The following is a 12,765-nucleotide window of genomic DNA, read 5'->3' as shown; positions in this document are numbered from 1 at the left end:
TCACGTACGGACGGTGGCGAAGGCGGACCAGAGGAGGGGGGAGTGTTCGATGGTGCGTTCGGTGCGCCAGGTAGTCAGGCGGGTGCGTTGCCAGGTGGCGAGGGTGGTTATGGGGTCGGGGTGTTCGTGGGCGGCGTCGATGGCGCAGATGGCGTCTTGTAGGGGGTGGGCTTCGGGGGGTGCTCCGGCCAGGCGTTGGAAGGCGAGGTCGGTGGGGAGGGGCCAGCGGCTGGCGGTGACCAGTTCGGCGCCACCGTTGATCATGGCGGCCACCAGACCGAGGGCCTCGCTGAAGCGCATATCGCCGCCGCTTTCGCAGGCGATCAACGCGACCCGACTGGGGATCGGCCAGAGTTGCGGTCCGGCAATGGGTTCCGTGGTGAGGGTGTGGGTGCCGAGTAGCAGGTCCTTGGCCGAGAGCGGCCGGTGCGCTCGAATGGGTGTGGCGAAGCCGATGGCCTCGGCGGCGCAGGCCAGATGTAGTTCGGAGGCCTCGCTCTGGCCGGATTCGGGGGCTGCCGCGGTCACATGTCCCACATAGGTGAGGCGGCTCGCGCCACTGCGCAGCGCCTCGCTCAACCAGCTCCGATCGATATCGGTGCGCCGGAATACTTCGATCGGATCGTCGACCGCGGGTACCAGCCTGCCTTGGTCGCGATATTCGGCGACACGTTGGGCGAGTGGCGCTTCGGGATCCATCCGGCCGAGCACCGACCCGAGTGCGGAGTCGGCGCGGAAGCCGGGGACGCGCGGGTCGAGGACCGCCACTACCGGCAGTGTCCGCGTCTCGGACCAGGTGCGCGCCGTCCGGTCCGGGCCGTGCACAATGCTGGCCGGGGCGAGCAAGCTGATATCGGCGATATCCACCAGGCGCAGCTCCGGATCGGGAGCGATGATCTCCCAGGGGATCTGGGCCACGCGGGGCGAGGGCTGCAACCGAATATGCGGGCGTATGCCACGCACATACAACTCGTACAGTTGCGCGGCCAGGCCGTAGGGCAGAAGTGCTCGAGAAAGCGCCTGCGCGACGAGATATTCCGAGTCATATGACGCGAAAGCGCCCGTCGTCATGGCGCGTTCGAGTCCGCCGGGTTCCGCGGGGTGGGGCAGCGCCGCCACCAGCTGGGTGACGGCCGCGCCGACCGCCGTACCGGGCAACATGCTCGCGCCCCGGTCATAGCTGTTTCCGAGCCAGCGCCAGGACATGTACAGATCGCCCGCGTCCGCCATCCGCACGATGACGGTGGGTTGTTCCGGTGCGGTCATGCGGGCAATACCCGGCTGTCGCGTACCCGCTGTCCGTAGCGTCGCTCGGCGGCATCGATAAAGGCGGCCAATGCGATATGGCCATCCGGTGCCACGGCCACCCGCGGCGGGGGCGCCACCGGAAGCCCGGCGCTGGCCGCGACCTCGGCCAGCGCCGTGCCGAGCTGCGGTGCCGATCCACTCTGCGGCCCGGTCCCGACCTGCACACTCGGCATCTCCTCGACCGAAACCGCTGGCGGATCGAATAATTCCAGGGGCAGCCGGGGCGGCGCACCGGCGGTTGATCTCGTGATATCCAATGTCGTACCCGCGCACTGTGTTTCGATGAGATCCACGATCAGCGGACCATTGCCGGACAGATAGGCGAACCGGAATGCCAGCCGCACCGCCGGATCGGCGATCTGACGGTTCCACTGCTCGCGTTGATTGCCATTGGGCAGCGTGTGGCGCACAGCATCGATGGCCAGCGCCGACGGAACCGCGAGTTCGATCGCCCGCGCCAACAGCGCGCCATCCGGCGCTTCTGCCGCCTCGATGACCGATTCCAGCAGCGTCGCATGCCAGAAATCGATTTGGGCGCAATGCAATCCGAGTCCACGCTCGGCGTAGGCGGCGAATGCCTCGGCGATGAGCACTTCGCCCGCGTCGTAGCGGCCGGTCGCGTAGGCCACCGTGGCCAGGCGCACGCGCACATCGGCGGCATCGAGCACCGCGCCCGATTCGTGGAAGTACCGCAGGCTGCTGCGGTAGCGCAGTTCCGCCGCGTCGATGTCATCGCGTCTCTCGGCGAGAAAGCCCATGGTCTTCAGGCCGACACCGGCCCGATAGCCGAGTCCGGCCCGCTCGAAATACTCCTGGCTGGACCGCAGCGGCGGTTCGGCCTCGTCGAACCGGTCCGATCTGACGTATATGACGGCCAGATTCTGTTCCGTTTCGGCGACGGCGTTGCGGTCACCGGCCGCGTCGAATGCCGCGAGCGCCTGGTGCATGAAGTCGACGGCGAGTTCGCGCCGTCCGGTCTCGAAGTAGATCCCGCCGAGTGTCGAAAGCGGATGTCCGGCCAAATGCGGCGCGAAACGCACTGCGGCGTCCAGTGATTCGGTGGCCAGCTCGATGGCGTAGGCCCAGTTCTGGCGGTGGAACGCCACCGCGGTCAGCGAGAGCAGACAGGCCACCCGCTGCATGCTCTCGTCATTGTGTTCGGTGAGCAGCGCCCGCGCCTGTTCCAGCGCCTGCTGCGCACCGTCGAGATCGCCGATGTGCTGGAGCGCCTGGGAGAGATTGATCAGTGCGGCGGTTCGCTTTTCGATCGCATCGTCGGGCATCTCCGCGAGCGCGGCGCGGAACATCACGATCGCCTCGGCATGATCGCCGAGTTCATCGCACATGCTCGCGGCGTTGACCAGCGCGCTGATCCGCAGGCCATTCGCGCTCGTCCGGGCTATCTCCTCGAACAGCCGCCTGGCCGCGCCGACATCGCCGCGCTGGTAGGCGGCGGCTCCTTCGGCCAGTCGCGCACGGCCGTCATCCTCGGACATCTCAGAAGTCCGATTCCGATGCGGCGGCGGCGATCTCGGCCAGGAGCGGTGCGTCGACACCAGCACCGGAGCCGGTGGCCCGACGCAACCGCGCCGCCGCGACTTCGCGGATCCGCCGACGCATTTCCGGGCCGCCCAACTCCGGATCCGGGGTCGCGCCGACGCCGGGCACGTAGACATCCACCGCCGATACCGAATCCGATGGCGTGGTCGCCGCACCGGTCCAGAGATCGCCGATCAGGTTCAACTCCGCCTCCGCGGTACCGACCGGCGTGGTGATGAACGCCCGTGGGTGCAGATGTGCCGGTGCGGCCGAATCCAATTGGGGTGCGGCGACCGCGGTAATGCGAACCGTCGTGGTCCCCGAATCCCGTATCGACTCCCACGACACCGCCCGCTCGGACGCATCGATGAGCCCCGGCGGGCACCGCCGCCAATCCCAGCCACCGGTGCCGCGTCCGAGTGACAGCGCACCGGCCGGACGATCCGCGCCGCCGCCGGCCGCCAGCGCGTAATCGGCTGCACGAGTGGATACTTCGACGGCTGCGGTGATATCCACAGCCTCATCGTCCGATGCGGTCTCGTCATCGATGAGCAGTTCGCACTCCGCGCGCAAGGCGGTGATCTCCTGGTCGAGCAGCCGGTCGTCGAGCGGGGTAATGCCATCGATCGTCGATGCGGGCCACCAGCGTGTGGCCCAATACGCGAATCCGAGCCGCCATGCGGCGGTCACGAGATCAGGCAACGCTGGTTCGGCGGTGAATTCGGCTCCGTCGGTAAGTTCGGTATCGGCGATGGCCACCGCGATCTCTTCGCCGTACACCGCCCACAGCCAGTCGTGTGCCAGCTCGATATTGTCGATAACGGCGGCCGGAATCGTCTGTCCGGCAAGCAGACTCCAGGACAGATGACCGCCGACCACCTCCAACACCATGGCATCGAGCGCCGCCGCGGCATCGAGTACGGTCGGCGCGCCCTCGGGCACGACGGTCCAGATGCCGTCCGCGGTGCGTCCGATCCGCATGGTCGCGCTCATCAGCTCGCCCTCGATTCCGCCGGATCCGGCTCGGTGACCAGGGAACTCGCGCTCAGCGCCTGTTTGACCCGCATCCGGTGGTCCAGCATTACCGAGCGGGCCACGCCGTCGAGCAGATCCCACAGCTCGTCCGGCTCGTAGACGCCCACCTCCCGGACATCGCGGCCGTGCAGCCGGACCCACAGTCGTCGCAGATAGGGCCGCCATGGCGTGCGCAGTTCGGCGGCAATGGCGGCCAGCGGGCCATCGAGCAGGTCGATATCGGCGCGCACTGTGAGCCGCCGGGCCTGCAATACATATGCCTCCCGCTGCCAGCGGCCATTGATCAGCCGATGCGCCGCCGTTTCGGCCGCCTCCGACCCGGCCGGGCTCGCGCCATCGGTGCTCGCGCGCGCGGCGATCGGCCGCAGCCCGCGTGCGAGCGTCGTTCCGGCCGTGGCCGCGACCCGCAGTGATTCGTCCAAAAGCGCCCATGGCGCACAGCTTCGGGCGATTTCGGCGGTCACCAGTTCCGGAATGGGCGGCAGTTCGGCCCGTTCACTCGACGCCTGCAGCACGGTGAATACGCGTTCGTAGATGCTGCGATCGAACGGCAGCCCGAGACTGGCCTTCGAGGCCGAGGAACCGAGCGCGGGTGATTGTGGCAGCGGGTGCGCGGTGAGACCGAGTTGCTGTGCGGTCGGCGCGGATATGCTGTCCCACAGTCGAATTCCTCCGTGCGTGCCGGCGTGGGTGGCGACCAGCTGATCGAATGTCGGCTGCCCGTCGGCCTGCCCACCGCCGCGGGCCGCCGCACACGCGTCGAGCAGCGCCGTGAAGATTTCGGCGTGATCGCCGGTCGGCCCGCCCACCGGACGGCGTCGCCACGCGATATCGATCAACGCGGTGAGTTCGGTGATCCGCGCACCCGCGGTGATGTACTCCTTGAGCGCCTGCGTGGTGCGTCCCGCCGCGAATTCGTGCACATCGCGCAGCGTCGCCTCGGCGATGGCCCGGTCGCGGTGCGGATCCGGCATACCCGATGTGGTGGCGAGTTCGAATGACCGCTGGAAGTACAGATCCTGCGGATTGCCCTCGGTGATCCGCAGCGCCCGCCGGACCTGTTTGAGCAGGGAGAACCAGGCGGCCGTCGCGCGGAGCACATCGGCGGCGGCGTGTATCCGGGTGGCGAGCAGGGTCGCGCCGTCGGCGGTGAGGATCGGGCCCGCACACGTCGGATGCTGAACCGGACGGATTACCAGCGGATCCAGAATCAGTTTCACCGTCCGCCGCAGCGGCCCGCCGTGGGGGCCACTGAGCGGTTCGACGCCGTCGAGTCGGCGCCAAACCTCGTCCAGCACCATCGCGCGCGGCCGTCGCATTCGACCAGGTTAACGGAAGTTTGTCCGTTTCAGACTCCGAAAAACCTGGGATCGGTAGGGCGCGTTCGATTTCTACCTTTCTCGTATCGGCCCAACACCGGGACCGAACGAAGCAAAGGAACAAGTCATGAACACCAAGTCGGTCCGCATCTCCGCCGCCCTCACCGCAGCCGCCGCCGCTCTCGCCGTCTTCGTCACCGGGTGCAGCGACAACTCCAGCAGCTCGTCGCCCACCTCGGCCAAGCCGGGCACCTCGGCCGCCCCGGCCCCCGCCCCCGCCCCGGCACCGGGCAAGTCGGTCGCCTCGGTCGACGGCAAGGCGCTCGACGGCAAGTTCGAGACCACCTGCGCCAAGCAGGGCGACACCATCGCCCTCGCGCTCAGCGACACCAATAACGCCACCTACGGCACCCTGAGCGTCAGCGCCTCCATCACCGGCACCGATAACGTCCAGGCCGTCGCGGTCGCGGGCAGCAAGGGCGGCTCCAATGGCCTGCCCTACGCCCTGGGCTTCGGCAATGGCATGCCCGGCGGTTCGGCCAAGGTCGTCAAGGACGGCAATACCTACAAGGTCACCGGCGAGGGCGTCGGCGCGCCCGACCTCACCAATCCGACCGCGGGGCCGAAGACCTCGAAATTCGACATCACCTTCGCCTGCTCGACCGTGGTCGGCGGCTGATCCGGACGAAGCACCCCGGCCCGCTCACGCCCCACAGCCACCGGGCGTGAGCGGGCCGAGCGATCCAAATCCGTTCACACACAAGGGAATACCATGAAGAACATCGCCCGCTCGCTCGCCCTCGGCTTCCTCGTCCTTTCGATCGGCTACTACCTCTGGCACGGCCTCACCTACACCAGCTCGGGCCCCTTCGACGACGGCACCCTGGCCTGGGTCGGACCACAGATGGCGCCGCCGATCATCGCCATAACCATCGTCGCGATGGTCTTCGCCCTCACCGGCGAGGGCATCATGGCGGCCTTCACCGGCAATAACAGCTCGGCCTTCCGCGATGGCCTGGTCGGCATCGGCACCGTCAAGTCCTTCCGGCAGACCGGTCTGACCGTCAACGACCAGCCGCAGATCCGCATCGACTTCAGCGTCGAAGGCGTCGACGGCAAGATCTTCGACTCGCACGCCAAGATGATCGTGCCGCTCACCGAACTCGCCCTGCTGCAACCCGGCGTCGTCCTGCCGGTGCGCTATCTCCCCGATCGCACCGATAAGGTCGAGGTCGACCGCTCCGGCGATATGTCGGCCGCGCAGCACGCCATGAACGAGTCCATGATCCGAAAGGGCTTCACCACCAAGGCCAAACTCGATATCGCCGAGCGCGGTATCGCCGCCCAGGCCGTGGTGCGGTCGCTGTCGGTCCCCGGTGAAATTCGCAACGGGCACTCCAAAATCGAGCTCGGACTTGTCGTAACCCGCCCGGACGGAACGACTTTCACGACCGGTGTGGAGAAGTTTCTGCCGCCCGCCAGCGTCGGCCAAGTCCAGGTCGGCCGCATACTACGGGTGCACTATCTGCCGGAGAACGAACAAGAGGTCGTGATCGCCCTGCAAATCAATGCCTAGCCCGCGCGGCAAATGTTGCCCTCGTTCACCTGAAACGGGGGCAGCATTCGTTTGTGCACAACCCTAGAAGATCCGATGGCTGAAGAAACTGTGGTGGCAGGTCGGACGCTTGCACATCGCGCCGCCGCCCGCAATGAAGCCGACGCAGGTGGGATGGGTACACCTGTTGCAGCCGCCGTCTCCCTCTATGGATAAATCGTCGTGGTAAATGAGTACGAGGCGTGCCTCGTCCATCGCCCCCGCGAGAATCGAATCGAGATAGTCGAGCGCTTCTGGGCTGAGATGGATTTTTCCTGCGGACCGAGTCATCGCACTGCTCCTGACTTGATACCTACCTCCAAGTTAATCGATCCGCGGGCCGGAAACGCAACGGCAGCCGTAGTGCGCTACGCGACCGGGGCGGAAGTTGAGGGTTACCTAATTGGTCGGACGTTCATCTGAGCGTTTCCTGTGGATTGCCTGAGAGGCTTACCGTGCGGTCGTGACTCCCAAGCCCCTCGCCTTGTTCGTGAAGAGGGACGGCCAGCCCAAGCGGTCGGCCATCACCTGCCAGTACAAGTGCGGTAACGCCTGCTTCCACGAGGTGCCCAACACCTCGGACAACGAATACTTCGGTGATGTGGTGCGCGCGGCGCTGTCGCGGCGCGGTCTGCTCAAGGGCAGCGCTGGTGTGGTGGCTGCGGTCGGCGCGGCCGGTGTGCTCGCGGCCTGCGGTGACGACGATAAGGTCGAATTGGCGGCGGGCGGCTCGCTGGTCGACGGCGTGCCGGTGGGCACCAATTTCAAGCCGGTCGCGTCGAATTCCGATGACGCCCTGGTCATTCCGGAGGGCTACGAGCACAATGTCGTGATCCGCTGGGGCGACCCGCTTTTCGCGGACGCACCGAAATTCGACCCGGACAAGCAAACTGCGGCCGCACAAAGCAAGCAGTTCGGCTTCAACAACGATTTCGCGGCGCTGCTGCCCATCGAAGGCCAGGCGAACACATATCTGCTGGTGGTGAATCACGAGTACACCACCGAGCCGCAGATGTTCAAGGGCTACGACAAGGCGAACCCGTCACTGGAGCACTACCAGACCGCGCTGGCCGCGCACGGACTCTCGGTGGTCCAGGTCAAGGGCGAATCCGAAACCGGAAAGCTGACACCGGAATTCGGCAAGTACAACCGCCGCATCACCGGCACTACCGAGTTCACCGTCACCGGCCCCGCGGCGGGCAGCGTCTTTCTGAAGACGTCCGCCGACCCGACCGGCGCCAAGGTGCTCGGCACCCTGAACAACTGCTCCGGCGGTATGACTCCCTGGGGCACTGTGCTTTCCGGTGAAGAGAACATCAACCAGTACTTCGCGAACGCAGACAAGGTCACTGACGAGGCCGCGAAGGCCGGGCTGAGGCGCTACGGTTTCGCGAATACCTCGGAGCGCAAGTGGGAGATCCACGAGCCCCGCTTCGATCTGGCCAAGGAGCCCAATGAGGCCAACCGATTCGGCTGGGTCGTCGAGGTGAATCCGTGGGATGCCACGGCCGCACCGATCAAGCACACCGCGCTGGGCCGGTTCAAGCACGAGGCCGCGACCATTCACGTCGCCGAGGACGGCACCGTGGTCGCCTATATGGGCGACGATGAGCGCTTCGACTACATGTACAAGTTCGTATCCTCGCGAAAGGTGCAGTCCGGCACCGGCCAGGCGAGCATGCGGCACAATCTGACGATCCTGGACGCGGGCACGCTCTACGTCGCCAAATTCACCGGCGACCACCCGGACAAGATCGACGGCAATGGCACCGTGCCATCGGATAAGGGCTTCACCGGTACCGGCCAATGGATTCCGCTGCTGGTCACCGGCGAAGACGGCAAGGCGACGTCGAAGGTCGACGGCTTCACCGCCGAACAGGTTTCGGTGTTCACCCGATTGGCGGCCGATAAGGTCGGCGCCACCAAGATGGACCGTCCCGAGGACTTCGAGGCGAATCCCAAGTCCGGCAAGGTCTATGTCGCGCTGACCTATAACGAGCAGCGTGGCAAGGAGGGCAAGCCCGGCGTCGACGAGGCGAATCCGCGCAATATCAACAAGTTCGGACAGGTCCTCGAAATCGACGACGACCACGCGGGTACCAAATTCACCTGGGATATCCTGATGCTGTGCGGTGATCCGAAGACCACCGACACCTATTTCGCCGGATTCGACAAGGGCAAGGTCAGCCCGATCGCCGCACCGGACAACCTGGCCTTCGACGACTACGGCAATCTGTGGATCTCCACCGATGCCTCACGCGCCAACGGCGCCAATGACGGTCTGTTCTCGGTGGTGCTCGACGGGCCGAATCGCGGTGAGACCAAACAATTCCTGACCGTCCCGTTCGGCGCGGAGACCTGCGGCCCGACGGTTTCGGAGCATCGGGTCACCGTCTGCGTCCAGCATCCAGGCGAGCGCGATGATGCGACCGCCGAAAAGCCCGCCTCGCATTGGCCCGATGGCGGCGATAGTCTGCCCCGACCCGCCGTAGTTTCGGTGTGGAAGAAGGGTGGCGGCCGGATCGGCACCTAGCCGAGGGCCGCGCAGCACACGAAACCGCTACTCGAACCTGCAGGGAGTAGCGGTTTCGTGCTGCGGCGTGAGCGACGGGCCCGGAGGCGGTAGCTTGCGTAACCACGCAGGGCCCCGGGAGCGCCGCGAATTGGATACAGCTCAGCCCGCCATATTCGCGTAGCGTGCGAAATCGCCTTGGGCACCGCTGTACACATTGACATCGGTACGGCCCGCAATACCGGGAATGCTGCCGCCATCGGTGGTTTGCCAGAACGTCCAGGTCGGCCAGCCACCGGGCACCTCGGGTTGTTCATTGCCGCGGTAATCGGCGATCCAGAGCGGATACCGGGTGAATTCATTGGTATTCGCCATAGCCGTCTTCCAGAAATTCGGATACGTGTAGACGATCGGCACCCGCCCGGTCAGCGCCTGCACGGTATTCAGATACCGCCGTGTCCAGTCGATCAGACCGGCCGGATTCAGCCCGCCCGTATTCTCCAGATCGAGTACCGGCGGCAGATCCAGTGGCCCGTTCTGTCCGAGCACGACCGTCGCATACAGCGCCGCCTGCGCCTCCGGCGGCAGATTCGGGCGTGCGTAGTGATATGTCCCGCGCGCGACGCCGGCCGCCCGCATCAGCAGGCTGTCCGGCACGAAATATGGATTGAGGTAGCTCAATCCCTCGGTCGCCTTGACCATGGCGAAATCGTGTCCCGCCCGCTTCACGGCGAACCAGTCGATGAACCGCCCGTCCACATGCTGCCACGACGACACATCCGGCCCGGTTCGGTCGGCCTCCGCCGTTCCGGCGGAGGTTGCGACAAGGATGCTGCCCAAAGTGATCGCGGACAGCGCCACAGCGCGAGTCGATCTCCAACGAGTGCTATCCATGCCATTCGACGATAGCGACTAGTGCTCTGTGTGACCAGTGTTACGTATGGGGTATTTGCGCAGTATTGACTAGATAGCGTTGCTCGATGTCAGGTCGGCAGCGCCCGTGCCGAGCCATTGCCCGCCGTCCGTGGCCGGGCGAGCGTCCGTACGCGAACCGTTCGCGGCGTCAGCCGAGCCAGTCCAGCACCGAGGCCGCGGTCCAGGACTGCTGCATGCTGCCGAGCGGTTCGCCGGTGAAGGGTTCGTAGTATTCGGCGAAGCTGCCGTCGCTGGCCTGACGTAGCCCCTCGGCGCGGAGCATGAAGGAGCGCTCGGCCCAGCCGCGGCGGGCGAAGACCCAGGAGAACAGCCAGCTCATGACCGGCCAGACCGGGCCGCGCCAGTATTCGCGCGGACGAAAATCCTTGGAGACCGGCGAGGTCGACGGCGGCAGGGCGTAGCGCAGGTCCGGGTGGCCGCAGAAACGCGGTCCCTCGAACAGGCGCAGCAGGCTGCGCTCGGTATCGCGGGGCAGGCCGCCGCACAGCAATGGGGCGAACATGGCGAGGGTTTCGGTATTGATCCAGCGTTGCAGGCGTACGTCGAAGTCGCGCGCCGCGCCGGTGCGGGCGTCGGTGGTCGCGACCACGCCAGCGCGGAAGCGCTCCGCCCACGAATACAGATCGCGGACATCGGCATGGGGCTGCTTGTACTCCTCGCCGATATTGGCGAGTACCTCACAGGCCAGCGCGAAGATCGCGGTGACGAAGACGTCCTCCACCGCGAAGCTCATGGTCGATGCGAGCAGATAGTCGTCGTATCCGGCGCGGCGCATCTGCTCGACCAGCCACAGGTAGCGGTCGTATTCGCGATCGCTTGGCCGCTGCGAGGGGTCGGAGACGACCAGCACGTCTTCGCGCTCGTACGGCGGCAGGTCGCCAGGGACCACATTCGCATAGGCCCGGTCCCAGCGCGGCGAATTGTCCATCCCGGATTCCCAGCCGTGGTACAGCGTGATCCGGCCGCTCTCCTTGGGGTCGCGGGCATGGGCCAGCCAGCGATGCCAGCGCACCAGATCCGGCCAGCGCCGGTTCAGGAATTCCTCGGCCACCGCGCGGGTGCTGCGGCCGTGGCGTCGGGAATGGTCCAGGATGCGCTGCACCGCGATGGCGTGCACCGGCGGCTGGGTGATGCCGGAGGTGTCCGGACCGTCCGGGGCATTGGCGGCTAGTCTGCGGCACTCCCAGCGGGCCGGGCCGGGAAAGTAGCCGTCCACGCCATTGGCGAAGACGATGTGCGGGATCATCCCGTTCTTCCACTGCGCCGAGAGCAGGGTGTCCAGTTCGATGACCGCGCGCTCGACACTCAGCGGGGCGAGGCCGACCGCGACGAAGGCGGCGTCCCAACTCCACATGTGCGGATACAGTCGGGGCGCGGCACTGGTCATGGTGCCCAGATCGTTGCCCCGTAGCAGATAGGCGGCGCGGGCCGCAAGCTGTGTTGGGGTGAAACCCGGGTGTGCCATCCCTTTATTCTGCGATGACACCCGCAGATACGCGCGCTCAGTGACGTCCGTCTCGGGCTGGGTGTCGCGGGCCACCGGCAGATAGTCGGCAGTGGTTTGCGATCGGCTCATCGTCGACTGGTGTGCGGCGGATCTCACTCTGGCATGCCCCGTCCGTGAATCTCTGTGTTCCCGATATGCGTCCATCGCCACCCGCGCTGGCCGTGCCACCGCCCCTGACGGGTTTTCGGCACGGCCGGATACGGTGAGCCCCATGACCTCCGCTGTGACCAGCACACCGAAGCCGACCGCGCTGATCACCGGCGCCAGCCGCGGGCTCGGCGCCGCGATCGCTCGCGAACTCGCACCGACCCACGATCTTTTGCTCGGCGCCCGCTCGGCCGAGGCGCTGCGCGCGATATTAGGCGAACTGCCCGGAGCCACCGGATGGCCGGTCGAGTTGACCGACTATTCCGCAGTGGCCGAAGCGGTTTCGCCGATTCGGCGGCTGGATGTGTTGGTGCACAATGCCGGTGTCGCCGAACTCGGTTCGATCGCCGATTCGTCGGTGCAGCAGTGGCGAAACACCTTGGAAGCCAACGTAATCGCGGTCGCGGAGTTGACCCGGCTGTTGCTGCCCGCCCTGCGCGCGGCCAATGGTCATGTGGTGCTGATCAATTCGGGTGCGGGCTTGCGGGCCAATCCGGGCTGGGCCTCCTATGCGGCGAGCAAGTTCGGACTGCGCGCCTTCGGTGACGCGCTGCGGCTGGAGGAGCCGACGCTGCGGGTGACCTCGATTCATCCCGGCCGCATCGATACCGATATGCAGCGCGAGATCATCGCGGGCGAGGGCCGCGAATACCGCCCGGAGGAGTTCCTGCGCCCGGAGACCGTCGCGGGTACCGTCCGTGCCGCCATCGACACACCGCGCGACGGCCATCCCACCGAGATCGTGCTGCGACCCTACTGATTCGGCGCACCGTGCTTCCGGCCGGTGCTCACCACGGACAAAACGGCAAAATAATGTCACTTTGTCGACTTGTTGTTCCGAGGTTCAGCTCGCGGACAGTTTCGCTCG

General features: G+C 66.3%; 11 protein-coding genes. 4 read left to right on the top strand and 7 right to left on the bottom strand.

Going from position 1 to position 12,765, the window contains the following annotated elements:
- The 4 genes from ACWEO2_RS25865 to ACWEO2_RS25850 are packed head-to-tail and all read right to left on the bottom strand — an operon-like array spanning position 1 to position 5,183.
- Positions 1–1,266 carry a CHAT domain-containing protein gene (locus ACWEO2_RS25865; RefSeq protein ID WP_452407667.1) on the bottom strand — a complete coding sequence of 422 codons (1,266 nt, stop codon included), beginning with the start codon at positions 1,264–1,266 and terminating at the stop codon, positions 1–3.
- A complete protein-coding gene (locus ACWEO2_RS25860) occupies positions 1,263–2,804 on the bottom strand; it encodes a tetratricopeptide repeat protein (protein ID WP_452407666.1) in 1,542 nt (513 codons plus the stop codon). Before ACWEO2_RS25860 ends, ACWEO2_RS25865 begins: the two co-directional genes overlap by 4 nt.
- A gap of 1 nt (position 2,805) precedes the next feature.
- On the bottom strand, positions 2,806–3,840 hold the full coding sequence (locus ACWEO2_RS25855) for a hypothetical protein (protein WP_452407665.1): 1,035 nt from the start codon (positions 3,838–3,840) through the stop codon (positions 2,806–2,808).
- Positions 3,840–5,183, bottom strand: a complete 1,344-nt coding sequence (locus tag ACWEO2_RS25850; protein ID WP_452407732.1) for a hypothetical protein — start codon at positions 5,181–5,183, stop codon at positions 3,840–3,842. Before ACWEO2_RS25850 ends, ACWEO2_RS25855 begins: the two co-directional genes overlap by 1 nt.
- A 145-nt stretch (positions 5,184–5,328) precedes the next feature.
- Between ACWEO2_RS25850 and ACWEO2_RS25845 the strand changes: the two genes are divergently transcribed.
- Positions 5,329–5,880, top strand: a complete 552-nt coding sequence (locus ACWEO2_RS25845) for a lipoprotein LpqH (protein ID WP_452407664.1) — start codon at positions 5,329–5,331, stop codon at positions 5,878–5,880.
- A 93-nt stretch (positions 5,881–5,973) separates the two neighbouring features.
- Complete coding sequence (locus ACWEO2_RS25840; protein WP_452407663.1) at positions 5,974–6,777, top strand: hypothetical protein; 804 nt, start codon at positions 5,974–5,976, stop codon at positions 6,775–6,777.
- A 63-nt stretch (positions 6,778–6,840) separates the two neighbouring features.
- Here ACWEO2_RS25840 and ACWEO2_RS25835 read toward each other — a convergent pair whose 3' ends face one another.
- On the bottom strand, positions 6,841–7,086 hold the full coding sequence (locus ACWEO2_RS25835) for a hypothetical protein (protein ID WP_452407662.1): 246 nt from the start codon (positions 7,084–7,086) through the stop codon (positions 6,841–6,843).
- Between the two features lie 172 nt (positions 7,087–7,258).
- On the opposite strand from ACWEO2_RS25835, the gene ACWEO2_RS25830 reads away from it, so the two are divergent.
- Entirely contained in the window at positions 7,259–9,328 is a 2,070-nt protein-coding gene (locus ACWEO2_RS25830; protein ID WP_452407661.1) for a PhoX family protein, read from the top strand.
- Between the two features lie 141 nt (positions 9,329–9,469).
- Here ACWEO2_RS25830 and ACWEO2_RS25825 read toward each other — a convergent pair whose 3' ends face one another.
- Positions 9,470–10,201: a glycoside hydrolase family 25 protein gene (locus ACWEO2_RS25825; protein WP_452407660.1), complete on the bottom strand. Its 732-nt coding sequence runs from the start codon at positions 10,199–10,201 to the stop codon at positions 9,470–9,472.
- Between the two features lie 169 nt (positions 10,202–10,370).
- Positions 10,371–11,708, bottom strand: coding sequence for a glucosylglycerate hydrolase (ggh, locus tag ACWEO2_RS25820; RefSeq protein ID WP_452407731.1), 1,338 nt, complete (start codon positions 11,706–11,708; stop codon positions 10,371–10,373).
- Between the two features lie 253 nt (positions 11,709–11,961).
- On the opposite strand from ggh, the gene ACWEO2_RS25815 reads away from it, so the two are divergent.
- Positions 11,962–12,657 (top strand): SDR family oxidoreductase, encoded by a 696-nt coding sequence (locus ACWEO2_RS25815; protein WP_452407659.1) that lies wholly within the window; start codon positions 11,962–11,964, stop codon positions 12,655–12,657.
- Positions 12,658–12,765 lie beyond the last annotated feature (108 nt).

The sequence above is a fragment of the Nocardia sp. NPDC004278 genome, assembly GCF_053602975.1.
This window is presented reverse-complemented; position numbering and strand designations above follow the sequence as displayed.